Below are 25,860 nucleotides of genomic sequence, written 5' to 3'. Positions count from 1 at the left end.
ATAAATGAAGATAATTACTTATAATGTTAACGGCATCCGCTCGGCCATCAGCAAAAACTGGTTGGAATGGTTGCAGGCTACCGATGCCGACGTGGTTTGCTTGCAGGAGATAAAGGCTACGCCCGATGTATTGACCGATTTACTCTTGGTTGAAGAAATGGGCTATCAGCATTATTGGTACCCCGCCGAAAAAAAAGGCTACAGCGGCACCGCAATCTTTACCAAACAAATACCCAACCATGTGGAATACGGCTGCGGCATTGCCGATTTTGACCGCGAAGGCCGCAACATCCGCGTTGATTTTGATGAGGTATCCGTAATGAGTGTGTACTTTCCGTCGGGCTCAAGCGGTGATGAGCGGCAGGATTTCAAGTTTCGTTTTCTAGATGAATTTGGCGCTTACCTGCAACAGTTGAAACAAGCATACCCCAAGCTGGTGGTTTGTGGCGATTATAATATTTGCCACAGGCCGATAGATATACATAACCCCAAATCAAACGCTAATTCATCCGGTTTTTTACCTGCGGAGCGCGATTGGATGGAGAGTTTTATCAACTCAGGCTTTATTGATACCTTCAGGCACCTGAACCAGGAACCACACAACTATACCTGGTGGAGCTTCCGCGCCAATGCCCGCGCCAAAAACCTGGGTTGGCGTATTGATTACAACATGGCCACATCCGAGTTGGAACCCCACATCCGCCGCGCGGCAATACTTTCAGAAGCAAGGCATTCTGATCATTGCCCGGTGCTGTTGGATCTGGAGTTTTAACCCCTCCTAATCTTCCCTCCAGGGGGGACTCTATTAAACAAATTGTCATTTCGATGCGATAGCGAGAAATGACAATTAATTAATATTAAATTATACAAAGTACAGGCCTTAAATAACCGATCCTACTGGCATCAGGAATGCCCGGGGTAGTACAAGCCCAGCTAAAGCATACCCCTTCACCGGGCAGGACGCAGCCGGAAGCTTTTCTTTGGTTACTTTCTTTTGTGCAGACAAAAGAAAGTAACAACCACTAACGCTTCAACGAGCCATATTCCTGTGTTTTATAGCAGAAAGGGTGTTTGTTAATTCCTTGATTTCACCCTGTTGCTTTCATCATCAGCACCGGTTTGGCGGTTGCGGGCTTTAATTTTGGTGTTGCCGAAGTTATAGGTCAGGTTAATGCGGGCAATACGGGTTTCGCGTTTCTGGCGAATGTCCAGGTCAACCGTTTGGTAGTTCGCTGTGATGTTATTACGGCGCATCCAGAATACATCGCTCACCGCTAATTTTACATTCAGTTTTTTACTCAGGAAAGAGCGGCTAAAGCCCAGATCGATTGAATATTGCGGCTTGATATTGTATATACCATAAGTAACGTTCGATTGATAAAAGGTTACGATCTCGGCCTTGATCTCTTTAGGTAGCAAAAAGTTGTGCGTTGTTTTAAAAAAGAAAGATGCACGGCCTCTGTTTAAATTTCCGCCAAGTAGGTCAGTCGCTTTAAAGCTGTTATAAAAACCGGTAAAGGTTAAGTTACCTGTCCACCATTTCCAAAAAGTGAACGGGGTGTTCAGGTTCAGCGAGTACGAATCTTGCGCGTTCAGGTTGAGATTAGTTTGATAAGTGGCCTTTTTAGCGGTATCGGTCAAAATGATCTCTGTAAACACATCGCTGGTATGGCTGTAATTAAAGCTTAGGTTGATGGTTTTGTTATAAGTATAGTTCAGCTCAAATGAGTTGGTATATTGTGGTTTTAAAAACGGGTTACCTTGCGAGTAGGTGAATTGATCGAGGTAGTAAATAAATGGGTTCAGATCTTCATAGCTCGGGCGGTCAATACGGCGACTGTAATTTAAACCTAACTCGTGTTTTTTACCCAGTTTTTGATTTACAAATAAGGTCGGGAAAAAGTTAAGGTAACTGCGCTCAACCACATTATTGGTTGTCACCAGGTCGCCTTTTGATTTGGTGTGCTCGGCACGTAAACCTAACTGTACCGATGTTGTTTTAAACTCCTTGCTCAGGTTAAAATAGCCGGCTTTAATATTTTCATCATATATAAAATGATTGGTGCGCCCGGCATCATCCACCAGTCCGCTGCCGGTTGAGTCTATTTTAGCCTGTAGGTCATTATCAGTTTTTACAAAACTGAATTTTGCACCAAGTTCAAGCTTAAGCGTTTTGTTGATGGGTTTAACGTAATCAACCTTTTGGGTGTTGATGGTTATTTTTGAAGGTGTAATGTTGGCGATCAGCAACGGGTCACGGTAGCGTGTGGTGCCATCAGCTAAAAAGAAATCAGTGTTATAATACCCTTTTGAGTTATTGCGGAATTTTGAGTAATCCACATCAACGCTAATACTTTGGCCAAGCGTATCAATATCAAATTTATCGTTCAGGTTTAAAGCGATGTTACGAAAGGATTGATCAATGGTTGAAGGCGTATTCTGGATGCTGTCCACCCGGTCAAACGATGGGCCGATGTTGGTTACGTTGCCGTTAGTATCAAAACCGTTTGAGTGGTCGCCACTAACTATGAACCCTACAACGTTTCTTTTCGAGGTGTTGTAATCAGCGCCGAAGCGGTAGTTGTTAAAATGTACCTGGTTAACAAAATCGGTGTACTGGTTAAAAAAGGTAGTGCCGGTATTGTTAGTAACCGTACGGCGTAAGTTCATGTTATTCTCACGCTTTATATCGCCACGACTAAATGAGCCGAAAAAGTTCCAGTCGCCTTCCTTTACATTCAGGTTAAGGCTGCTATTGTTCCTAAAGTTCAAGCCGTAACCCGCGCCAGCTGTCAACGATCCGTTAAAACCTGATTGCTTATTCTTTTTTAGCTTGATGTTGATGATGCCCGAATTGCCCGCTGCATCATATTTTGATGATGGATTGGTAATCAGCTCGATTGACTGAATAGTGCTGCCATCAGTTGAGCGCAGCAGGTTGGCCAGTTGGGTTGACGATAAGTAAGTAAGCTTATCATTGATCATAACGGTTACACCGGCTTTACCTTGCAGGCTGATGTTGTCGTCCTTATCAACGGTTACACCCGGGGCGCGTTCTAACACCTCAAGCGCACTGTTTCCCGTTGCTACAATACTGTTCTCCACGTTCATCACCAGGCGGTCGGCCTTGCGTTCAACCAATGGTTTTGCTGCGGTAATACTTACTGTTTTTAAGCTTTGGCTGGCGGGTTGCATGCTTAGCGACGGAACGGTTACTGCTTGCGTACCAACAACGAATTTAGCGCTGTGGCTCTTTTGATAACCCATTGTGGTGGCAGCTACAATATAATCGCCCGCTGCAATGCGGTCAAAAATATATTTTCCGTTCGCGTCGGCCATGGTTCCTTTAACAATGCTCGAATCTTTGGCGCGCAAAAGGCTTAAAGTGGCAAATTCCATCGGTTTGCCTGCCTCATTTAATACCGAGCCTGATATTTTGGCTGATGTTTGGGCATTTGCAGTCGTATTTATATACGCAATAAGGGCGCATGCTGCCATTAATTTAATTATATAGGCTCTTATATATATAATGTGAGTATAAAAGTTAGGGCAATACTTATCCTGTAAAAGCATTTTCATGTTTTTTAAGTGTTTAGTTAAAAAGTTTGGCTTTACGGTTCCGGTTGAACCGCGTTGTCAGATGTTGTTAACAAACCAGCATCTGTGTTTTATATATAAGATGCTGAAACATGTGCCTTGGTTACAGTTTTATTCAAACTTTTTTATCACCGGGAATATTTCGGCGGCAATTTTTTGCAGGTAGGTGTGGGTTATTTCGAGAGATGCGTTATCGGTTACGGCGCTAATGGCATGTACACCAGCGCGGTTATTCTTCTCGGGCAGGTAGTAATAGTAAAGTGGAATAATAAGCCCGCTGAATACCAGCAGGCTTATATATTTAATCAGGGCTTTCATTTTTTTGTGGCTATGATAGTGTCCTTAGCAACAATAATGGTGTCGTTTCCGGCGGCAATGGCTTTGGCAATAGTATCGGCTTTACATTGCAAACCTTCTGCCGTCATAACAAACTTAGTAGTTGGGGTATTGTCTTGCCCGTTCATTGATCTGCAACTCCAAGCGTCAATGTTATTAACATAACGATCCAACTCTTCATCAATGATTACGTTTGTATTCACAGGAACTTTTAACGTGAGGTGTAATGATTGCCTGCGCCAAGGCGAACCGGCCCGGCGGTCAAGCTTTGGTGAAAATTTCAGTACGGAATCTTGCTGAATGAATTGATAGTTGGTTGCCCTGGCGTTAATTAAAGCCTCCTCATAATTTTTTCCATATGATCCGAATTCTTCAATGAGTACAGGAATAGCTACATCGCTCTTTTCGATAGAGATGGTTACGTTATTGATAAAGGATTCCGGATTATTACGGTCATAGTAATTTTCTACAATCGTTACGCCCTTAAACTGCTCTTTTATGTTCAGCCGTGTGCTATCTTCACTGGTAAGATATTTAATGTCATTCAGCTTGAGATAATAAGTGCCTTTTGCCGGTTTAATGTTAACTGTTTTCCTGAATCTGCCCACTTCTTTAAAATCAGCGAATGATTTTGCCGAATAATAAATAACCACAAATATTGAAGTGAACCAAATAGCCAACAAAGTTAGGCCGGTAGCTTTTGTGAAACTAAAATTTTTAAAGAGCAGTGTTATTGCCAATAATATAATAGTAAGTAATGGTATAGCTACCAATAAGAAACCGCATATCAAAAAGATAACGTTTACCTGGTAGTTCACAATGTTGAAAGGAAACCATTCATATAACGCTTTATTTCCATAAGCTATAAAGGCAACTATTACTACCGCAAGGCTTATGATGCCGGCAAAGGCTGAAGCAACGAGGGCAATGCCGCATACTTTAAGCAATACTTTTCCAAAGCCTCTTAAAAAAGTGCCGAAATGTGTAAAAAAGTCGCCTGCGAAATCACGCGCACGGTAAACAAAAGGGCGGGCTTCTTTGCCAAAGCTATTCATGCTGCCTTTTAAGCCTGTTAATTCTTCTTCGAAATTACGTTTAAAGCCCTGCAGGTTTAATTTTTCGCCCTTCATAGCCATGCGGTCTGCGCGTGTGGCGGCTTTGGGTACCACCAGCCAAAGTATGATATATAGAATAATTCCCGTGCCAAACATCAAAACCGCAATAACAAATGCCAGCCTGATCCATACCGGTTTAAAATCAAAATAGCTGGCTATGCCTGAGCACACGCCGCCGATAACACGCTCTTCCGGATCGCGGAATAATTTACGGTGAGTTTGTTTGTCTTCGCTCACAGGCGGTTCAGTATGGTTGCCATCTTCGTCCGCTCCGGCAAAATCCTCAACGCGGCCCATTTGTTGAATTACCAGCTGCACATCTGCATCTATAATGGCTTGCTTACTGTCGCGGGCCAATATCTCACTTAGCATCTCCGCTATCCGGTTTTCAATGTCAGTGGTAATCTCCAGGCTGTCTGCTGAGTTCATGAAATGACGTTTAACATCAGTCATGTAATTCTTAAGTGTCTCATAGGCATCCTCTTCGATATGAAAAACGGTGCCGTTTATATTTATAATAATGGTTTTGTTCATGATGATAACATTTTGGGGTGATGGATAGGTTACTTTCTGTCGCCAATGGCAGTTTTTACAGCAAATTCAAGTTCCTGCCAGGTTTTGTCGAGTTGCTCGAGCACCTTCCGGCCATCGTCTGACAGGACGTAGTATTTGCGCGGCGGCCCTGAAGTCGATTCAACCCAGTTGTAGCTGAGTAGGCCATTATTTTTTAACCGGGTAAGCAAGGGATACAAAGTGCCCTCAACAACAAGCAGTTGCGCTTTTTTTAATTCGGCAATTATGTCTGAGGCATATGTTTCACCCTTGGCAATTATGGAAAGTATGCAGTACTCCAGTATGCCTTTCCTCATTTGGATTTGGGTATTTTCAACAATCATAATACAAAGATATATGTTTTAAAATGTATTATGCAATACATAGTACTGTATTTTTAAAAATTTATTTTTTATTCTGTTAGAGGAAAGTTTTTTAACTTTTTTTAACAGAATATTTGACTTTTTAATAATGTAACATTACTTTTATGTTCAATTAACTATTAACTGATCTTATTTATTAACGAAATGAAAAAACTTCTACTCGTAAGTTTGTGCTTTCTGTTGTTATGCGTAACGCAGACATTCGCACAAAATCGGACAGTTACTGGTACGGTTACTTCAAAAGACGACGGTTTGCCGTTGCCTGGAGTAAGTGTAACTGTATCGGGAACTACAATTGGTACGCAAACAAATGCGGCAGGTAAATTTTCCATCTCTGTGCCCGCAAATGCCAAATCGCTACGCTTTTCTTTTATCGGCTTTGAAAGCCAGGATGCATCAATCGGAACACGCAGCGATGTTTCTGTATCCCTGTCATCAAGCTCAAACCAGCTTAACGAGGTGGTTGTTGCAGCTGCCGGTCTTCAGGTACAAAAAAGTACACAGGGTTATGCTACAACTCAGTTAAAGAGCCAGGCTATTACCCAAGGTAAAACCCCGAGCGTTGCCGCCGCCCTTTCTGGTAAAGTTGCCGGTTTGCAGGTCAACGTTGTAAGCAGCGGTGTTAACCCTAACGTACGTATCGTACTTCGTGGTAACCGCTCATTACTTGGTAACAACCAGGCCCTGATCGTGTTGGATAACATCATCGTTCCAAACTCGGTGTTAAACAGCTTAAACCCTGAGGATATTGATGATATCCAGGTATTAAATGGTGCTTCAGGTGCGGCTCTTTATGGTTCAGACGCGTCAAACGGTGCGATCCTGATCACCACTAAAAAAGGTAAAAAAGGTTCAACATCAATCCGTTTTTCAAACACAACCAGTTTAGAGCAGGTTAGCTACTTCCCTAAAGTTCAAAATCTGTTTGGTTCAGGTTCGGCTTCAGGTATACAACAATATACTCCGTATGAAAACCAGCAATACGGACCAGCTTTCGACGGTTCATTAAAACCGGTGGGCCGTGTGCTTGAAGATGGTTCTCAACAAATACTTCCTTATGCTGCAACCAACTCAAAAAATGATTTTTGGGAAACAGGTGTAGCAAACCAGTCAGACTTTACGTTGCAGACCGGTGATGAGAAATCAACAACGTATTTTTCAGGCCAGTACTTTACTCAAAAAGGTACAACCCCGGGTGATAAATATAATCGTGTATCATTACGCTTAAACGGAACCCGCGAAGTGGGCAGCACCGTAAGCTTAGATTATTCTGCAAACTACGTTCAAAACCGTTTAGATGTAACCAGCGCTACCGGTACAATTTACGACAACTTATTGAACCAGCCGGATAACATCCGTATTACTGATTACAAAGATTGGCGTAATAACAAATTTGCTAACCCTAACGGTTTTTACAACGATTATTATGATAACCCTTATTACAGGGCCGCTAATAGCCGTATCAACACCCGTCAGGATTATTTGATTGGTAAGGCTGAATTGAAATGGCGCCCTATCGATGTATTAACATTTGTAGGCCGCGTAGGTATTTCAACATACAATACATCATACAAAAGCAGTGTTAACAAATTCGTTTTTACTCCTTACACTTTAGCAAGCGGCAAGTTTAACGGATCAAACAACATTGCAGGTAGTGTTGAGGATGGTAGCTCTTACACTACTCAATTGTTATCAGAATTGCAAGGTACGTTTGAAAAAACCTATGGTGATTTCAAGGTATCATTTACAGCAGGTACTCAGCTGCGTGGTAATAATGATAATGCTCAAACCATCAACGCGAGCGGTTTAATACAAGAAGATCTTTTTAATGTTGGTGCTCGTTACACAGCTAACACTGGTGGTGACCAAAGCTCAGCAATAAGAAGGCAAATAGGTGTTTATGGAGATTTACGTGTAACTTATAAAGATTATTTAACTTTAGAAGGTACCGGCCGTAACGACTGGACTTCGGTATTAGCTAAAGACAACCGTTCTTTCTTCTATCCATCATTAAGTGCTTCATTTGTTCCAACAATGGCGTTTGAATCACTTAAAGATAATGACATGGTTAACAGCTTAAAAATCCGTGCTTCATTATCAAAAGTAGGCCAGGCTAACATCGGCGCTTACGCTAACGTGCCAACTTACAGCCAGGCGGCAGGTTATCCGTTCAGCACTGGACCGGGTTATATCCTGAGTAATCGTTTAGTATCTGCGTCATTACGTCCGGAGATCACTAAAGGTTGGGAAGCCGGTTTTGACGGTTTGTTCTTTAACGAGCGTGTAAGCGCAAGCGTTACTTACTACAAAACCAATACTACTAACCAAACCGTTCCAACCGGCGTATCAAACGCAACCGGCTTTACCTCTTACCTGACTAACACTGGTAACGTATTAAACAAAGGTTTGGAAAGTACCTTAAGCCTTGTTGCTTACAAAAACACTGATTGGCAGTTAACTTTAGGCGGTAACTACACCTACCAAATCAACAAAGTTGTTGAAATCAGCTCTGACTTAAATCAGGTTGCGTTAAGCACCGGCGCTTCTGCTCAGGTGTACGCTATCACCGGTTTACCTTATCCTGTACTTCAAGGTACTGACTATGTTCGTGATGATCAGGGCCGCGTTGTAATCAACAGAGCTACTGGTTTTCCAATTGCTAATGCTGCACAAACTATATTAGGTAATACAAGCCCTAAACACCGCGTTGGTGTAAATATGGAAGTTAAATACAAAAGCTTCAGGTTATTTGCATTGGCTGAATACCGTGGTGGTTTCGTAGTATACAACAGTGGTGCCGGTACTTACGATTTCTCGGGTTCAGGTATCAGAACTGCATACTACAACCGTGAACGTTTCGTATTCCCTAACTCATCTTATTTTGATGAAGCTACTAATTCTTACGTTCCAAACACAAACATTACCGTATCTGACGGTGGTGCGGGTTTCTTTGCTGATAACAATTATAACATGAACATCGCTACTAACTATATTTACAGCGGTGCATCATGGAAACTACGTGAGGTATCATTATCTTATGATTTACCAAAATCGATCTTAGGAAACCAAAAATACGTAAAAGGTGTAACCATTAGTGCACAAGGACGTAACCTGTTCCTGTGGGTTCCAAAATCAAACCTTTATACCGACCCGGAGTTTAACTTCACAGATGGTAACGCTATTGGTATCCAATCATTAAGCCAAACCCCTCCAACCCGTTACTTTGGTGCAACCCTATCAGTAACATTATAATTAAAAGAGAAAAAGACAATGAAAAGGATAAAATTTTTAAATATGATACTTTTAGGGGGGGCCTTACTAGCAACCACCTCTTGTAACAAGTATCTGGATGTAAACGATAATCCGAACAACCCTGTTGACGTTAGTCCGGATTTGATCCTGCCAGCTGCGCTTGCGCAAACCGCAGCCAACAACGTAACTTTTAACAGCTACGGCGCATGGGCTGGTGGTTACCAGGCTAATGCCGGTGGTTACGGTGGTTTTGGATCTGTATTAACATACAACTACGCAACCAGCGACAACAATGGTTTGTGGTCATCTACCTATAGCAATCTTAACAGCTATCAAACTATCATCAATAAAACCGATGGTACGGGGCCTTACAAAAACTATTTTGCTATCGCAAAAATAATGAAGGCTTTTTGCTACCTGCGCCTTATTGATGTTTACAACGATGTGCCATATACCGATGCTCTTAAAGGTGTAGAGAACCTAACACCTAAGTATGACAAAGCAGAGGATATTTACGTTGCTTTATTTGGCGAGTTAAACGATGCTATTGCAGCGCTTGCGTTGGCAAATAATCAGTCAACAGTATCAACTGCAACAAGCGCTAACAGCCAACGGATTGATATTATAACTTCCGGTCAGAGTGATGGCGGTGCTTGGGAAGCAAACGGTTATCCGACTGCTAAATGGACAGCATTTGCTAACACACTTAAACTTAAAATGTTAGTACGCATTCGCGAAGTCGGAAGCCTTTCTTCTACTTTTAATACAGAAAAAGCAAAGCTTGCAAGCGCTTCATTTGTTACTTACGATGTTAAAGCGCAACCGGGTTATGCATCTGGCCAGGATGGTAAGCAGAACCCGTCATTCAATGCGTATGCTTACACGTACACTGGTGGATCAGCTCAGTTAACTACCATTCCTACCTTTTTCGCGGTTGCTTTTTATGACGGTCATAAATTGGAAGATGACGTTAGAGGCTTAGGTTTATACGATCCGCTTGTGACTTACAGAAGCTATACAACTGCTAATCAGTTAGGCGTAGTTGATGCAGACGTACCAAGTTCAGCAACTGGTGGCCAGTTCTTTACAGGTAACAGTAACGGTGCTGCATCAGCAGGTTACGGTACAATTAAGGGAGCGCAAATGGCTCAGCCTTTAATGCTAGCTGCCGAAAGTTATTTTATACAAGCTGAAGCAAAATTATTCGGAATCATTTCCTCAGGGTTAGCAGTAGAAGAGCTGTTTGCCCGTGGTATCCGTGCTTCACAGCGTTATTTATTAACAGATCAAAACGAAGCGCTTCAACCTGATTATGCTGCTGAGCCTGATGCTGCTGAAGGTAATGGAGCCGGATTGGACTCTTACGAATATTATCTTGCGCAAAATACTGGTGCTTCTAAGCCTTATTTGGTTGATATAAGCTTGCCAAGTACTCAAGCCCAAAAACTGGAAGCTATCGTTACGCAAAAATGGATAGCCGTTAATTACATTCATAGTAATGAAGGCTGGTCTGATTACAGAAGAACAGGTTATCCTACTACAAACCCGGGTGGTAATGAGTATAATAACTTCGCTTCGGTTCAATCAGTGTCTACTCGTCAGGATAAGTTGCCTGTTCGCGTATTGTACCCGGCATCTGAATATGCACTTAACGCTCAGAATGTTCCTTCAGGTATTAATCCGTTTACGTCTCGTGTGTTTTACGATTTAAATTAATATCTATTTAAATTAAAAAAAATGAAAAAGTATTTAAGCATATTATTATTCACTGCTGCCGTTACAAGCTTAACGTCTTGTTTGAAGGACGACAGGCCTAATTTAACTCCTACAAATTCTCCGGCAGTTGTTGAGTTTTCTTCATCGACCCTTGAATTGCCAAGTTCATCAGTAGGTACAAAATATGCCCTTTATGAAAGAGCATATGAATTGGACCCTAATATTGAAATGCCCTACGTGATTAATTACACGGGTGGTTCAGCAGCTCCAAAGGATATTAAAATCAAGCTCGGAATTAAGCCGGAAGCTATTGATGAGTACGTTGCAGAACAAGCTGAAGACGGCATCACTCTGGATTACTCATTATTGCCAAGCGCGTTTTATTCAATACCTGCTGAGGTTACAATTCCTAAAGGGCAGCGTATGGTTAAAATCAATGTTAAGTTAAATACCACATTGATAACAGATTTCGATGCGCAATATGTACTGCCTATCAGCATTACTGATGCGGATGGTACTACCATTAGCGGTAATTACGGTACTATTTTAACTAAGGTTAGTGTAAAAAACAAGTATGACGGAAATTTCACTGTTACAGCAACAGCGCCTATGGTTGACGTTACCAACGCTACTTTAACCGGATACTACCCATTGGATTCAGATTTGGTTACTACTTCACCGAATTCAGTAGTAATGTTCTGTAACACGTATCTTGGCGGTTTACAAGGTCACCCTATTAAAAGCGGCACCGCTAATTCATACTACGGTAACTTCGCTCCGATATTTACGATGGATGACAACGGTAACGTAACAAGTGTTACTAACTTTTACGGACAGGGTGGTAATTCAAGTAATCGTGCTGCGAGGCTTGATCCATCGGGTGTCAACAAGTTTACGGTATCAGCAGATGGTACTTCTAAAACACTTGAAGTAAGTTATATAATGGTTCAGAATGGTTCTGACAGAACATTCTTCCATGAGAAATGGACCTTTGAAGGAAGCCGTTAATTCTGACTTTACTCTATTAAAAAAAGAAGCCGCTTATTACTAAGCGGCTTCTTTTTTAATAGAATTTTATCGCTTATCAATACTGTATTTACCGGGGCCAATAAATATCAATCCGGCAAAAACAAAAGCCAGTTCAATAGCATGCGATGCCGTCATCAGGTCATCGCCCTTACCGAGGTGCATGGCTGAAGCTACGATCATGTTCAGGGTTAAAAAAATAGCCGCTGGCCTGAACCATAAACCGAGTATAATCAGCACACCACCGGCCGCCTCGGCTAAAGCTGCCATCAATCCCCAAAAGGTAGGGGCAAAGTTAAGGCCTACAAACTTTGCTGATGTACCTAACTGTGCCCAATTCTCCGGTCCGCCTATTAATTTAGGATAACCGTGAAAAATCATCATGGCACCGAGGCCAATGCGTAATACAAGTAAACCGGCATCCTTATACCGGCCCAGGTTGCTTAAAACTGCCATAAACTATCTTACTTTAAAGTGAACGGAATGTTATAGCAGCTAAACAGTTGGGCTTACTTATAGTTTGCTTTCACGTGCTGATTATCAACAACTAAGTGCAGCATGGCGCCATGTATGAGACTATTGTTATTGGGAATATGTCCTACCAGGAAGTCAAAACAAACGGGATAGCCATAGGCTTTAACTACATCTCGCACAATTTCTTCAACCGTTTGTCCGAAAGGGATATCGTTATCCTTAATGTCAGTAAAGCCACCTACTATCAATCCTGCTAACTCCTTGAGCTTGCCTGCGCGGTCAAGCGTGCGGATCAGTCTATCTATTGAATATAGATATTCGCCAACATCTTCAATAAAAAGAATCTTACCTGTGTAATCAAAATCAGATACGGAACCAAGCTTACAAACCAGCAAGGTAAGGTTACCGCCAACTAAAGTTCCGGTGGCTTCGCCACTGATGTTGTGATGTCCTGCCGATGTGTATTCATAGCTCAAAGATTCGCCAAATAAAGCCTTATAAAGCGTTTGGATGGATTGTGCCGATGCATCGGGTATGTTAACCGGCATTTGCCCGTGTATGCTTTGTAACTGGTATTTGCTGTACAGGTGGCTATGCAGCAAAGTAATATCGCTAAAGCCTAAAACCCATTTGGGATGGGTTGCCAGCCTGTCGAAATTTACATGATCTATAATCCGGATAGTGCCGTAGCCACCGCGGGCTGCTATAATGGCCTTAATGCTGTCATCATCAACAAAGCGCTGCATGTCTTTGGCCCGTAGGGCGTCATCGCCCGAGAATTGGTGGTACGATGCCTCAACCGTTTCCCCTAAAATCACGTCAAGTCCCCATGATTGCATCAGGTTGATGGCATCCGTCATGGGTTTTGGCAATTTTTTTGCCGGGCAGGTGATCGCTATCTTGTCACCTTTTTTAAGATATGGGGGAGTTATGCTCATATTGAATTATCTTTGCCAAATTATAAATAACGCGGTACATAATGTCACAACTCGATAAATTTAAACGATATACCATAACATCAGCACTACCTTATGCTAACGGCCCCTTACACATCGGGCATTTGGCCGGGGCGTATTTGCCTGCTGATATATTTGTGCGTTACCTGCGCCTAAAAAAGCGGGATGTAGTGTACATCTGCGGATCTGACGAGCATGGCGCCGCCATCACCATAAAAGCTAAAAAGGAGGGCACAACGCCGCAAGCCATTATTGATAAGTATCACCACCAGATAAAGGATAGCTTTGAAAAGTTTGGTATCTCATTCGATATCTATCACCGTACCTCATCGCCCATACATCACGATCTTTCAAAGGAGTTCTTTTTGAATTTGTATGAAAAAGGTGAGTTTGAGGAGAAATTCTCAGAACAATATTTTGATGAGGAGTACCAACAGTTTTTGGCCGATCGTTACATTGTAGGTACCTGCCCCAACTGTCATAATGAAAACGCTTATGGTGATCAGTGTGAAAAATGCGGTACATCGCTTAACCCGACTGACCTGATTAACCCTGTATCAACCCTGAGCGGTAAAACGCCGGTGTTAAAGCCAACCAAGCACTGGTATTTACCGCTGGATAAGTATCAGCCATGGCTGGAAAAATGGATAGACGAAAAAGAGGGTGAGTGGAAGGTAAATGTATTCGGTCAATGTAAATCGTGGCTTAAATCGGGCTTGCAACCCCGCTCCATGACGCGTGACCTCGACTGGGGTATTGACGTACCTTTGGAAGAAGCTAAAGGCAAAAAGCTATACGTATGGCTGGATGCGCCGATAGGCTATGTATCGGCCACAAAACAATGGGCTATTGATAAAAATAAGGACTGGCAGCTATACTGGAAAAAGCAGCAGAACGAGGAGGATGATTCCTGCCTGATCCACTTTATTGGTAAGGATAATATAGTTTTTCATTGTATCATCTTCCCCTCAGTACTTCACGCGCATGGCGAGTATGTATTGCCTTATAATGTGCCGGCAAATGAGTTTTTGAATTTGGAGGGCGATAAGCTATCTACTTCACGCAACCATGCGGTATGGCTGCATGAGTACCTGGAAGAGTTCCCGAACAAGCAAGACGAATTGCGCTACGTACTTACATCCATACTCCCCGAAACCAGCGACAGCGAATTCACCTGGAAGGATTATCAGGCACGTGTAAATAACGAGCTGGTGGCCATTTTGGGTAACTACGTTAACCGGGTGATGATGCTGATGCACAAGTTTTACGGGGGTAAAATAGAAACAGCAGGCCCGTCTCTTCAACTCACAGATGCTACATTAAATGAACAAATAGGCAAGGGTTATGATGATTTAGCCAAAGCGTTGGAAGAGTTTAAATTCCGCCAGGGCTTGCAGGCAGTTATTGATATGGCACGTCTGGGTAACCGTTACCTCACGGAAAAAGAGCCGTGGAAAACCATCAAAACCAATCCCGAAGCGGCTAAAGAGGCATTGCACAATAGCTTGGTGCTAATTGGCCATTTAGCTACCTGTTTGCAGGTGTTTTTACCAGCAACAGCCAAAAAAATATTCCACATGCTGAACTGGCCGACCGATACCGTTGGTTTTGAAGAAGACCTATCTTTTATAAACGGCCACCAATTGAACAAACCGGAACTGCTGTTTGAAAAAATAGAGGATGAGGTGATTGAAAAACAATTGCAGAAGCTACAGGCTCAAAAAGCTGCGGCTACCAAACCTGCTGAAGCTGTTGTTACGCCAGCAAAGGAGAACATCAGCTTTGAGCAATTTGCCGGCTTGGATATTCGCACTGGAACCATTTTAGCCGCCGAAAAGGTAGCCAAAACTAAAAAGCTGCTGAAACTGACCATTGATACCGGGATCGATCAGCGTACCGTGGTATCCGGTATTGCCGAATGCTATGAGCCGGAGGCCATAATCGGTGCCAAGGTGAGTATACTGGTAAACCTGGAACCGCGCGATATTAAAGGCATTACCTCGCAAGGCATGATACTGATGGCCGAAAATGCCGAAGGCAGGCTAAGCTTTGTTGCCCCGGCGGATGAAATGCCTAACGGAGCAGTGATACGATAAAAATGATGTGCTAATTTAACATGTATTTTAAATTGTGCGCTTAATTCCGTCATTAGAATAAGCTTTAGCAATTCTTACTATCTTAAACCAACCCAATAAAAAATCCCTTTTACACAAAGTAAAAGGGATTTTTTATCATTATGTGATTTAAAACAGCTTTGCCTCGTTTAAGGTTGCGGCTGCTTCAATTAGCATCATACCGCTGAGTTGTACAGTTAAATCAGTCGAGCCCGACGGTTTCTTGGTCCAATCCGGACTGATGGTATGGGCAGGCCTTGCAATACCGTTGGTATATAAGGTCTCCGCGTTCAATTTCAGAAATTTCACCAGTTCATTCCTGTCAATAGCAGCTACAGCTTCCTCTTGCGCCAACAAGGTAAAATACCTTATCAAGATGCCCTTGAACAAGCCGCCATCACCCTGGCCTTCTCCTTTAAGAATACCGCCCGGTGTAATATCACCGCTGATAAGGGATGCTTTTGCCGTACGCACCGCATCGCTTAAATAAGCGGCATCGTTGGTTGAATGGTAAAGCTCAAGCGCGGCGCCTACAAATATACCCTGGTTGTAAGTAAACAGGTTTTTGCTGATCTGCCCGTCGCCGTTGGCGTTAACGCCATCCCAAACCAAACCCGTTGAAGGGTCAACCAACTTTCCTTTTAACCAGGTATACAACGTTTTGGCCAATTCCAGATCCGCCGGATTATCATTAATACGTGATAATCGTGCGGCAAAAATTATGGCAGGTGCATTAGCCGGTGTATTTTTATAATCGAGCTGGTTTTTACGCCAGGCAATACCACCACCTTGGTTGCTGTTAAGGCCGGTTTTTATATCGGTCCATAAGGTGTTGGCAGCGGCCAGGTAATCGGCATCATTGGTAGCATCATAAGCGCGCAGTGTCGATAGCGCCAGCCACTCCATGTCATCATAATAATCATTAATGAGGCTGTTGCCGTTGGTTTGCCTGATACCATTCAGCTGGGCTTTCATGCGCTGCACATACTTGTCATCGTCGGTACGCAGGTATCCGTCAACCAGCACATCAAGGGCATGGGCATTGGGCCAGTAATGAAAAGTGGCATTACCGGCATCATTTTGTACAAAATAACGCCCGTTGGCCGACAGGAAGGTGTTATACAGTTTTTCCTGCAGCGTATCGGCCGTTAAAGCCCAGTTGTATGTAACAGCCGGGCGCTGGTTATCGGCACCGTATAACGGGAATGCCTTATCCTTACAGGCCGGCAGCGATAATGATACCACGGCCGCCGCGGCAAGCTTTATAATAGTTAATTTATTCAGTTTCATAAATCGGTATCTTATTTACAGATGCCGGACCTTTGCAAGCCCCGGCATCCATAGATGATAAAACAGTGGTTATTTTACAGTTACTGAATGGGTGTAGGTAGCACCGCTAAAGTCAACCTTAACATCAGCATTATGATTATCAGCGCCAGACGTGAATTTGAATGAGTAATCATACTGAGAGTTATCAACCGGTACCATTTCGTAATACGAGGCAGGGCTCGACGCATCCGGACGGTTGTTGTCTTTGTTCTTGCTTCCGTAATACTCGGTGCTTGATTGACCGGCCGCATCCTTAACTGTAAAGCGGAACTTGTAACGCTCGTCGCGGCCCCAGCTTTCCTGCCTGAAAACAATCGGTTTATCATTAGCCAACCAGGTACCGTTACCTACGTAAGGCAGATCAAACAGTATTTTACCTTCAGGCGAGAACCAAAGGCCCAGGGCGGTAATTTCAGTCATTTGCGCTTCGCGGGTACCAAAATCAAGTACCAGGCGAACTACTTTCTCGCCGGCAAAAGCAGTCGAACCATTTTCAGCCAGTTTACCCGAAGCGTTGATCGAAAATAAAGATGGCGTACCTTTATTAGCCGACGCGAATTGATAGTCGCCATCCTTAAGTTTGGTAAAGATTTCGAATTTACCGTTACCCAGGTTTTTGAAATGCCTGGCGTTAGCCAAATCCGCACCGCCTTCGGTAGCCGCGCCGGTAATAAATAGGTCATTAGGCGTAACAAACGAGTCAGGGCGCTCTACTTCAATTACATTTGATACCGTTGGAATTTTAGGATTGATGCCTTTTGAAGCAATTACCGTCCATTTTAATTTACCTTTTTCTGCCGGTTTAATACCCGCCAGCGTTGCTACGCGGTTAAGGTCAGAGAAGGTCATCACCAGTGTATTATCAAAACCATTACGGCCCGATGCCATAGCATAAATCGGTTTCGTAAAATCACCGTCCTCTTTGGCAAATGCCACCTCATAGCTTACATAGCCGTTATCTTCGGCTTTGGCTTGCTGCCATTCAAAGGTTACGGTGCCGGTGCCGTCAAGCTTTACAAATTTGTCGTTCTCCGGAAAGTAGAGCGCCTGTACAGCGGTTACGTTGGTATGGCTGAGTTCTTTATCCTTTTTACAGCCCGAAAATATAGTAGCTACTATGCCTGCAAGTATTATGCAGAATATATTTTTTTTCATGTTGATTGATCCTTTTAATTGATGTTCAAACTAAAAATTATTACCAGCCTGGGTTTTGGCCAAGGTTAGGGTTAAGCAGCCTTTCGTCAAGCGGAATCGGCCACAGGTAATTGCGGCTTGCATCAAACCTGCGCTCGTTGGCGCGGATGTAGCCGTTATCCACATTGGCAGGGCCAAACCGGGCACCATGCGCCCAACCGTTAAGCACATCCTCGGCAATACGCCAGCGGCGAATGTCGAAAATGCGCAGGCCTTCCATAGCCAGCTCTGTGCGGCGCTCATTGCGCACCACTTCACGCTGGTTGGCTGATGCATTAAAGTTAATGGCTGCCGGTGCAGTAAAGCCCGCCCGTTGGCGCAACAGCTTTATAGTCCTGTCCCATACAGAAGCATCCATCTGATTAAGCTCTGTTTTGGCTTCGGCATACATTAGCAATACATCCGCGTAACGTAGCATGATCAGGTTAAGCGCAGCCTGGAAGTTAGTACGAGATTTCGGATCGTAATATTTACGGGTATAATAGCCCGTTGGGGATGATATACTACCTGAACGGTATTCATCCGGCGCATTATTATCCGGATCAGTACCTGGCTTGGTATAAATTACCTTAGTACCTCCGCTTGGCAGCTTCCAGTTATACAGATGATAAACCACGGTGTTAGTTAAACGCGGGTCACGATTGGTGTATGGATCATTCTCGTCATACCCTGATCCATTATCATCTATTTTACGGCCATTAAGCATCAGGTAACTATCAACTAGTTCCTGTGTTGGAGCAAGGGCGTTTAGGCGGCCACCAACTGACAAGGGTGCCATATCATAAAATGTTTGATACTCTCTGTCAACAGTAACATAACCTATATCATAAATAACTTCGCTGTTGTATTCGTTCTCTGGCAAAAACAACCCTTCATATGATGGGAACAAGCTGTAAGTACCGTTAGCGTTGCTACTCATCAGCTTTTCGCATTCGGTAACTACGCCGGCCCAGTTATTTTGATAAAGTAGCACACGCGCTTTTAAGGCGATAGCAGCACCTTTGGTTAAACGTCCTTTGTCCGCCGAATCATAAGCAGTGTTAACAGGCAAAATAGCAGCACACTCGTCCAGCTCTTTCAGAATGAAACTAACCACCTGTTCTTTTGGCGTACGACTAACGGTTTTGGTTTCCTCCACTGTAGGATCTTTGTCGAACAAAGGCACGTCACCAAACCATGTGGTAAGATAAAAATAATGCCATGCCCGTAACACTCGTGCCTCTGCTTTCATACGGTTTTTCAGGTTTTGATCCATACCTGTAACCCTGTCAATATTTTCCAATAAAATGTTGCTGGTTTTTATACCTGAATAATGAAACCCCCATTCATTTTTAAGCCGTGGTAATGAAGAATCGTATGTGCCCGCTGCTAACGAGGCCGCGCCTTCGTTATCACCGCGCCCGTTATAGGCATTGTCAGATAAACCTTCGTTATAGAAAAACAGGCTGCTGTTAAACAGTTGCGAATAAGCAGTATTCAAGACTGCGCTCGCTTTGGATGCACTTGTCCAGTAATTTTCATCTGTAAAATTATTGGTAGGCACAAGGTCAAGCTTTTTACATGCTGATGATAGGCTTACCAGTATGATCAAACCTGCGGTTTTTATTTGTTGCGATATTTTCATATTGGTATTATTAAAGAGTTAAATCAATCCCTAAACCATAGTAAACTGGTAGTGGGTAGCTACGGCCGCTATTCGCTCCTCCAAGTCCGCGCCCATTATCAAACTCAGTAGATTCAGGATCAACAATTTTCACCCCAGAAAATGTTAATAAGTTTTGGCCTGAGAAATAAGCACGTGCCTTTTTCATGCCTAACTTTTGTGCAATACCAGAAGGCAAGGTATATCCAAATTGAATGTTTTTTAAACGGACGTATGCGGCATTTTGCAAATACAAATCAGATCCGCGACGGAAGTTGTTGGTATTTGACGGGCTGCCGTTGGCTGCAAGTCGAGGATATTTTGCATCAGGATTTTGTGGTGTCCAGTAATCCAGTTGGTGCTGGTACATTACCTGCGAGTAGTTGAAGTGGAAAGGCTCAATCAGCTCACCACGTAAAAACATGCTGCGTTTACCTACACCTTGCAAAAATACGTTCAGGTCAAACTGCTTATAGGTAATGTCATAAGTTAAGCCAAATGTATAGCGAGGAAGCGGGTTTCCTAAAACGTGTAAATCATTCTCGTCAATCACACCATCGTTATTCACATCTACGTATCTAATGTCACCAGGCAACACACTTACTCCGGTAGGCTTTGGTCCGCTATTTACCTCATCAAGATTTTGGAAGTAACCATCTGTTTTATAGCCAACATAAGTATTCATTGGCATACCTGTTTTCAGCAAAACTCGCATTTCATCGTATGGTGTAATTTGTTGGTCACCTTCAAAATACAAAACCTTATTTTTTGAGTCAGCTATGTTAAAGCTTATCATATGTTTAAAGTTTTTTGTGCTTTTACGATACGTTGCTGTAAACTCCCAACCTTTATTATTTACCTTACCTGCGTTAAATACCGGCAATCCTGACCCGAAAGCTCCTGGCACAGCCGGTTCCACTAAAATATCGCGTGTGGTTTTGTTGAAGTAGTCGGCAGATAGGCTAAGGGCATTCTTAAACAAGGTGGCTTCAAAACCTATATTAAAGTTAGCTGCTCTTTCCCAACGTATATCCTCATTGGCTATATTGAAACCCGTACCAGATGTGCCCACATTATTAAATGCGTAGTTGTTGGGTATGTTAAAATATCTGGTTAGAAATTGATAATTACCTACACTTTGGTTACCCAGTACACCGTAAGAACCACGAATTTTCAGATCACCAAAACGCTCGCGATAGTCTTCCATAAAATCTTCCTGGCTGATACGGTAACCTGCCGATATTGATGGAAAGAAAGCGTTACGGTTTTGTTTGGCGAACTTAGACGATGCATCTATCCTGAAGTTGAATTCACCGTAGTATTTATTATCATAATCATACGACACACGACCGAATAGCGAGTTAAGGCTGCTTTCATTGGTGTTGCCGAGCGTGCCGTTTGTATTAGCCTCATCAATTTCAGTTTCGCCAATCGGAATTCCAAGATCTGGGTCGGTAAGCTTATAGCGCAACGCAGTACCCCTATTAGTAACCGATTCATTGGCAACGCCAGCAAGAACGCCAAGCGAGTGTTTCTTGGCGAAAACTTTGTTGTATTCGGCAATCAACTGGGTGTTCAGGAAAAGGTTTTTTGAGCTGATGTCGTTGGTATTACGGTCAGCGCCGTATACACCCTTAGGCAGGTAATCAACACGCTGCACGCGCTCCAAAGTATGGTAGCTGCCCAGGTTGCTGCCAAACACACCACGAACTTTTAAATCCTTGGTAACAGCAAACTCCGCGCTGATGTTAGCGGTAATTACGTCGTCATCAAACTTGCGGTAACCGCCTTTTTCCAATATACCCAGCGGGTTAAATTCAGACAGTACATCGTTAGTCAGGTAATTGCCTTGGGCGTCTTTAATATCATAATAAGTCGGCGTACGGCCGGCATCAACTATCAATGTACCGGTGCTGTATGAGTGTTCTTTACGCTCGGTACGGGCATAGGTTAATATACTGGTCAACTTTAACCTGCCTATTTCGTTGGTCAGGTTTATACGGTAGTTATAACGTCTTGCGCCATAATCAGGCCCTACCAGGTTGCTGCGCTGATCAAGCAAACCGGCTGATACCAGGTAGCTTGTTGACGCATTACCACCGGTAATGCTCACGTTATGGTTTTGCTGCAAGGCGTTTTTCAGGATAGCATCCAGAAACCACTCGTGGTCACCCTCCTGCTGAAACTGGCGCACCTGAGCCGGCGTATAAACAGCAGGCAGGTTAGCGTTAGCGGCGGCTTCATTACGCAGAATGGCATTCTCGTAAGAGTGTACCGGCCTGTAAGTAATGCGTGGCACTTGAGTACCCACCAGCCCGTTATAAGCCACGGTTGCTTTACTATCTTTTTTACCTTTTTTAGTAGTGATCAATATTACACCGTTGGCTGAGCGCGAACCATAGATGGCCGCACTACCCGCATCCTTCAACACGGTAGCCGTTTCAATGTCAGACGGGTTGAGGTTGTTAATTGCGCCAACATCCTCACTGATAATACCGTCAATAACCAGCAATGGCGAGTTGTTATTAAGCGTACCCAAACCACGGATGTTAATATTAGGCGTTTGGCCCGGCTCCAGGTTTTTTTGCTGAATGGTTAAGTTAGGCAATGTACCTTGCAGGGCTTGTATAGCACTTACTGCCGGCTTGCCTTCAATGGCTTCGGATGTAACCTGGTCAATAGCGCCAACCACGCTTGAGCGTTTTTGCGTACCATAACCTACTACAACCACCTCGTTAAGAGCGGTTTGAGCAGGTGCTAATTTAACATTTAAGGTCGACTGACCGTTTACCGCCACCTCTTGTGTGGTATAGCCAATAAATGAAAACACCAGGGTGGCATCCTCCGGCGCGTCAATGGTAAACACACCCTGCGCGTTGGTTACTGCCGCTATGGTAGTACCTTTTACCTTTACAGTTACCCCGGGCAGCGGAAAATCGGTATCATCTGTTACTTTACCGGTAATTTTTGCCTGTTTATCCGCGGCTTCCTGCCTTCCCGATAGAACGGTTTGAGCGGATGGCTCACTAATTACAATAACATCGCCTATAACTTTATAGCTAAGGTTGAATGGAGCCAGTATTTGGCTTAATACGTCGCGCACGCTCTTGCCTTGCACGTTAAACGTAACCCGGTAACTCTGCTTAAGCACATTATCGGTATACGCAAAACGAACATTGTTATCGGCGGCGATCTTTTCGAGCGCGTCAGTAAGCTTAATATTATTCAGTTTAAGCGTTACCCGCGATTCTAAAAATTGCTGCCCATAAGTATTGTCTGCAATGGCGGTTAGGCACATAAAGCAAACAACAAAACAAACAAGCGAGGTAATTTTCATTAGAATTAGCACATGACGAATCACTCTATTATAAAACAGAGATTTATTCATAATTTTGAGAAAATTAAAGTGTTAGAAACTAAAGTGTTTTGCTACGAATTGCAGCTCTGACGCAAAATCACTTTTATAACCTGCATTGATTTTTCCCTGTTCAAATCCGATTGAACAGGGTTTTTTGTTTTAATTACGTAGATCCTTTTGTCATAATTTAGTTTTTAAGTTTACAACTGGTTATGTACAGTTTAATTTATTGGTTAGTACTCAGCATCCCTTGCCCTGTAGACGATATACGGTACCGCTTAGTGTTGCCTTACCTTTTACCAGGCGGGCAATAACAGCCATAATATCTTTAATGGGCACATTGGTAAAATTGGCCGATATGTTACAATTTGTCAGGTTGGCATCGGCACGTATACTTACTTCAAATTCGCGGTTCAATGTTTTTATTACTTCAGGCAACGCTGCGTTTTTAAATATGAGCTTGCCGGCGCGCCAGCCCGAAAGGTTAGCTATATCAACACCACTGCTTTTTGATATGGAATTATCTTTTTTGTTGAACGTGATGCCCTGCGCCGGGGTAAGGTAAATAGCGCTGAATAATAAAGCGCTCCTTTCTGCGGGCACAACGCCCACTTTTCCGCTTACTACATCGATGTGTAAAAGCGGATCATCGTTATAAGCCTTAATGTTGAAACTTGTACCAAGTACATGTGTGGCGATGCTGCCGGTATGTACTATAAAAGGCTGATCGGCTTTATGCACCACATCAAAAAAAGCTTCGCCGGTTATGGTAACTTCGCGCTTTTCACCTCTGAAGGTTTCCGGGTAACTGATCTGGCTACCGCCGTTAAGCCATACTTTGGTACCATCACCCAACACAATGCTGGTAACGCTGCCGCGCGCTGCAGCAACCTGCATAGTATGCACCGGCGATACGTAATTCAGGATGTCGTAACGAAAGTAGTAGGAAAGCGAAATAAGTACGGCGATAACGGACGCGGCTGCAAGCCACCCTTTATATGAGCGGCGCTTTGGCGCCTCGGCCTCGGCATCAATTGTGTAAAGTATTTTGTTATAAACCCCTTTGCTGTCAAATTCAGCATCGTGCGCGCCGGTTTGCACATCGTCAAGATCAAGGTTTTGAAAATATTTCTCTACCAGTTTTTCCTGCAAACGGCCGTCATTTACCCTTCCGGGTTCATTAGGTTTATTAAATCTTCTCATTGGGTTTACATAAGCAGGATGCAGAAAAAGACCCTACCCCCTAAACGATTCAAAAAAATATTTTAATTATTTAATGGAACGGCAATAGTACTTTGTATCATTTTATTTATAAAGAGAGAACATCGTTTAAAAACAGTAACTTGCCTTTACACTACCAATTAAAGCATTCTCTCACATGAAGTTGTATCCAAATGCTCTTAAGCCGTTTTTATTATTGCGTACACTGTCCGGTGTTTTTTTTACAACTATAACCATTATAGCTGTTTTGAGCTGGCGCGATACGGACAAGTATGAAAATAAAATTCAGGACCGCCCCAGCATTATATTTATTTTGACAGATGATATGGGTTATGCCGATATAAGATGCTTTGGCGGCCGGTTTACCCCCACACCTAATATCGACCGCCTGGCGAAAAATGGCCGTTTATTTACACGCTATTATAGTGCCGCGCCCATATGTTCACCATCACGCGCTGGTATAATTACAGGGATGTATCCGGGCAGATGGAATTTTTCTACCTACTTGGATAATAAAAAGCATAACCGCGATGCCGAACAGGCTGATTTTCTCGACCCGTCAGCTCCGTCAATAGTCAGGTTTTTTAAACAGGCCGGATATGCTACCGGGCATTTTGGCAAGTGGCATCTGGGTGGTGGTCGCGACGTGAAAAATGCTCCGGGTTTTGAACAATATGGTTATGACGAATACGCCAGCACCTACGAAAGCCCCGCGCCTGATCCATTGATTACGGCAACAAACTGGATATGGTCTGACAAGGATAGTGTAAAGCGGTGGGATCGTACCCGATATTTTGTTGATAAAACGCTCGGTTTTTTAAGCCGGCACAAAGGCAAACCCTGCTTTGTAAATTTATGGCCCGATGATGTGCACACCCCTTGGGTGCCCCGTCGTGAGCCTGAATATACCGGAAAATACCCAATGAACGCTGAAGAAGAAGCCGCGTTCAAACTTGTGCTTAAAGAATATGATTTGCAGATAGGGCGGCTGATGGATGGACTTAAAAAACTGGGCATCGACAAAAACACCATTATTATATTTACCAGTGATAATGGGCCTTTGCCAAGCTTCAGAGGGAGCAGGGCCGGTGGATTAAGGGGTTCAAAACTCTCGTTATATGAGGGCGGAACGCGTATGCCTTTTATTATTAGCTGGCCGGGCCATATACAGGGCGGAACGGTTGATTCATTATCGGTGATAAACGGTATTGATATGCTGCCCTCATTGGCCAAAATAGGTAATGTTGCTTTACCTAAAGAATATCCGGGTGATGGGGTTGACAGGAGCCGCGCATTGTTGGGTAAGCCTTCTGTACGGAATAAGGCTATTTACTGGGAATACGGACGTAATAATACCGCATTCAGATATCCTGACGCGTATGATAAAAGTCCGAACATTGCCATGCGTTCCGGAAAATGGAAGCTGATCTTGAACAGCGACGGTACCGACGTTCAGTTGTACGATATGGAAAAGGACAGAAATGAAACAAATAACATAGCGGCAAATCAACCATCAATAACCAATAATTTAAAAATTAAGTTGCTTGCCTGGTGGCGATCATTACCTCGGCTTAAACAAACCGGAGCTTGATAAA

At 43.4% G+C, this 25,860-nt stretch carries 17 protein-coding genes; 6 read left to right on the top strand and 11 right to left on the bottom strand.

Annotated features, from left to right (window positions below; genetic code table 11):
- Window positions 1–4 precede the first annotated feature (4 nt).
- Window positions 5–772, top strand: a complete 768-nt coding sequence (locus tag ABD960_RS18420; protein WP_345333514.1) for an exodeoxyribonuclease III — start codon at window positions 5–7, stop codon at window positions 770–772.
- Window positions 773–1,074: 302 nt separating this feature from the next.
- Here ABD960_RS18420 and ABD960_RS18415 read toward each other — a convergent pair whose 3' ends face one another.
- The 4 genes from ABD960_RS18415 to ABD960_RS18400 form a co-directional block, all read right to left on the bottom strand.
- Entirely contained in the window at window positions 1,075–3,498 is a 2,424-nt protein-coding gene (locus ABD960_RS18415; protein ID WP_345333512.1) for a TonB-dependent receptor domain-containing protein, read from the bottom strand.
- A gap of 210 nt (window positions 3,499–3,708) precedes the next feature.
- Entirely contained in the window at window positions 3,709–3,915 is a 207-nt protein-coding gene (locus ABD960_RS18410) for a hypothetical protein (RefSeq protein WP_345333510.1), read from the bottom strand.
- Window positions 3,912–5,582: a PspC domain-containing protein gene (locus ABD960_RS18405; protein ID WP_345333508.1), complete on the bottom strand. Its 1,671-nt coding sequence runs from the start codon at window positions 5,580–5,582 to the stop codon at window positions 3,912–3,914. Before ABD960_RS18405 ends, ABD960_RS18410 begins: the two co-directional genes overlap by 4 nt.
- 29 nt (window positions 5,583–5,611) lie before the next feature.
- Window positions 5,612–5,944 carry a PadR family transcriptional regulator gene (locus ABD960_RS18400; RefSeq protein WP_345333506.1) on the bottom strand — a complete coding sequence of 111 codons (333 nt, stop codon included), beginning with the start codon at window positions 5,942–5,944 and terminating at the stop codon, window positions 5,612–5,614.
- Window positions 5,945–6,127: 183 nt separating this feature from the next.
- On the opposite strand from ABD960_RS18400, the gene ABD960_RS18395 reads away from it, so the two are divergent.
- From ABD960_RS18395 to ABD960_RS18385, 3 genes are read left to right on the top strand one after another with little or no spacing between them, the layout of a single operon-like run.
- Window positions 6,128–9,235, top strand: coding sequence for a SusC/RagA family TonB-linked outer membrane protein (locus ABD960_RS18395; RefSeq protein WP_345333504.1), 3,108 nt, complete (start codon window positions 6,128–6,130; stop codon window positions 9,233–9,235).
- Between the two features lie 18 nt (window positions 9,236–9,253).
- Window positions 9,254–10,951 carry a SusD/RagB family nutrient-binding outer membrane lipoprotein gene (locus ABD960_RS18390; protein WP_345333502.1) on the top strand — a complete coding sequence of 566 codons (1,698 nt, stop codon included), beginning with the start codon at window positions 9,254–9,256 and terminating at the stop codon, window positions 10,949–10,951.
- A gap of 21 nt (window positions 10,952–10,972) precedes the next feature.
- Complete coding sequence (locus ABD960_RS18385) at window positions 10,973–11,959, top strand: DUF1735 domain-containing protein (protein ID WP_345333499.1); 987 nt, start codon at window positions 10,973–10,975, stop codon at window positions 11,957–11,959.
- 66 nt (window positions 11,960–12,025) lie between these two features.
- Here ABD960_RS18385 and ABD960_RS18380 read toward each other — a convergent pair whose 3' ends face one another.
- Window positions 12,026–12,433, bottom strand: a complete 408-nt coding sequence (locus ABD960_RS18380; protein WP_345333497.1) for a DoxX family protein — start codon at window positions 12,431–12,433, stop codon at window positions 12,026–12,028.
- A 53-nt stretch (window positions 12,434–12,486) separates the two neighbouring features.
- Complete coding sequence (locus tag ABD960_RS18375; RefSeq protein WP_345333495.1) at window positions 12,487–13,389, bottom strand: S66 peptidase family protein; 903 nt, start codon at window positions 13,387–13,389, stop codon at window positions 12,487–12,489.
- Window positions 13,390–13,430: 41 nt separating this feature from the next.
- Between ABD960_RS18375 and metG the strand changes: the two genes are divergently transcribed.
- A complete protein-coding gene (metG, locus tag ABD960_RS18370) occupies window positions 13,431–15,503 on the top strand; it encodes a methionine--tRNA ligase (protein WP_345333493.1) in 2,073 nt (690 codons plus the stop codon).
- A 147-nt stretch (window positions 15,504–15,650) separates the two neighbouring features.
- On the opposite strand, the gene ABD960_RS18365 is transcribed toward metG, so the two are convergent.
- From ABD960_RS18365 to ABD960_RS18345, 5 genes are all read right to left on the bottom strand, one after another.
- Entirely contained in the window at window positions 15,651–16,811 is a 1,161-nt protein-coding gene (locus tag ABD960_RS18365) for a glycoside hydrolase family 76 protein (RefSeq protein WP_345333491.1), read from the bottom strand.
- 69 nt (window positions 16,812–16,880) lie between these two features.
- Window positions 16,881–18,005 carry a SusE domain-containing protein gene (locus ABD960_RS18360; RefSeq protein ID WP_345333489.1) on the bottom strand — a complete coding sequence of 375 codons (1,125 nt, stop codon included), beginning with the start codon at window positions 18,003–18,005 and terminating at the stop codon, window positions 16,881–16,883.
- A gap of 40 nt (window positions 18,006–18,045) precedes the next feature.
- The gene (locus ABD960_RS18355; RefSeq protein WP_345333487.1) at window positions 18,046–19,668 is read right to left on the bottom strand and encodes a RagB/SusD family nutrient uptake outer membrane protein; all 1,623 of its coding nucleotides are present in this window, start codon (window positions 19,666–19,668) and stop codon (window positions 18,046–18,048) included.
- 10 nt (window positions 19,669–19,678) lie between these two features.
- Window positions 19,679–23,023, bottom strand: coding sequence for a TonB-dependent receptor (locus ABD960_RS18350; protein ID WP_345333485.1), 3,345 nt, complete (start codon window positions 23,021–23,023; stop codon window positions 19,679–19,681).
- Between the two features lie 261 nt (window positions 23,024–23,284).
- Window positions 23,285–24,247 (bottom strand): FecR family protein, encoded by a 963-nt coding sequence (locus ABD960_RS18345; RefSeq protein WP_345333483.1) that lies wholly within the window; start codon window positions 24,245–24,247, stop codon window positions 23,285–23,287.
- Between the two features lie 175 nt (window positions 24,248–24,422).
- Between ABD960_RS18345 and ABD960_RS18340 the strand changes: the two genes are divergently transcribed.
- Window positions 24,423–25,856 (top strand): sulfatase-like hydrolase/transferase, encoded by a 1,434-nt coding sequence (locus ABD960_RS18340; RefSeq protein WP_345333481.1) that lies wholly within the window; start codon window positions 24,423–24,425, stop codon window positions 25,854–25,856.
- The last annotated feature ends 4 nt before the right edge of the window (window positions 25,857–25,860 follow it).

The organism is Mucilaginibacter defluvii, assembly GCF_039543225.1.
Classification (GTDB): Bacteria; Bacteroidota; Bacteroidia; order Sphingobacteriales; family Sphingobacteriaceae; genus Mucilaginibacter; species Mucilaginibacter defluvii.
Note: the sequence above shows the minus strand (reverse complement) of the source record. Positions and strands in the feature narration are given on the sequence as shown.

What these genes read in the sequence shown, in the direction of transcription:
- ABD960_RS18420 (WP_345333514.1), top strand. Translation starts at nt 5, where the DNA reads ATGAAGATAATTACTTATAATGTTAACGGCATCCGCTCGGCCATCAGC.
- ABD960_RS18415 (WP_345333512.1), bottom strand. Translation starts at nt 3,498, where the DNA reads ATGGCAGCATGCGCCCTTATTGCGTATATAAATACGACTGCAAATGCC.
- ABD960_RS18410 (WP_345333510.1), bottom strand. Translation starts at nt 3,915, where the DNA reads ATGAAAGCCCTGATTAAATATATAAGCCTGCTGGTATTCAGCGGGCTT.
- ABD960_RS18405 (WP_345333508.1), bottom strand. Translation starts at nt 5,582, where the DNA reads ATGAACAAAACCATTATTATAAATATAAACGGCACCGTTTTTCATATC.
- ABD960_RS18400 (WP_345333506.1), bottom strand. Translation starts at nt 5,944, where the DNA reads ATGATTGTTGAAAATACCCAAATCCAAATGAGGAAAGGCATACTGGAG.
- ABD960_RS18395 (WP_345333504.1), top strand. Translation starts at nt 6,128, where the DNA reads ATGAAAAAACTTCTACTCGTAAGTTTGTGCTTTCTGTTGTTATGCGTA.
- ABD960_RS18390 (WP_345333502.1), top strand. Translation starts at nt 9,254, where the DNA reads ATGAAAAGGATAAAATTTTTAAATATGATACTTTTAGGGGGGGCCTTA.
- ABD960_RS18385 (WP_345333499.1), top strand. Translation starts at nt 10,973, where the DNA reads ATGAAAAAGTATTTAAGCATATTATTATTCACTGCTGCCGTTACAAGC.
- ABD960_RS18380 (WP_345333497.1), bottom strand. Translation starts at nt 12,433, where the DNA reads ATGGCAGTTTTAAGCAACCTGGGCCGGTATAAGGATGCCGGTTTACTT.
- ABD960_RS18375 (WP_345333495.1), bottom strand. Translation starts at nt 13,389, where the DNA reads ATGAGCATAACTCCCCCATATCTTAAAAAAGGTGACAAGATAGCGATC.
- metG (WP_345333493.1), top strand. Translation starts at nt 13,431, where the DNA reads ATGTCACAACTCGATAAATTTAAACGATATACCATAACATCAGCACTA.
- ABD960_RS18365 (WP_345333491.1), bottom strand. Translation starts at nt 16,811, where the DNA reads ATGAAACTGAATAAATTAACTATTATAAAGCTTGCCGCGGCGGCCGTG.
- ABD960_RS18360 (WP_345333489.1), bottom strand. Translation starts at nt 18,005, where the DNA reads ATGAAAAAAAATATATTCTGCATAATACTTGCAGGCATAGTAGCTACT.
- ABD960_RS18355 (WP_345333487.1), bottom strand. Translation starts at nt 19,668, where the DNA reads ATGAAAATATCGCAACAAATAAAAACCGCAGGTTTGATCATACTGGTA.
- ABD960_RS18350 (WP_345333485.1), bottom strand. Translation starts at nt 23,023, where the DNA reads ATGAAAATTACCTCGCTTGTTTGTTTTGTTGTTTGCTTTATGTGCCTA.
- ABD960_RS18345 (WP_345333483.1), bottom strand. Translation starts at nt 24,247, where the DNA reads ATGAGAAGATTTAATAAACCTAATGAACCCGGAAGGGTAAATGACGGC.
- ABD960_RS18340 (WP_345333481.1), top strand. Translation starts at nt 24,423, where the DNA reads ATGAAGTTGTATCCAAATGCTCTTAAGCCGTTTTTATTATTGCGTACA.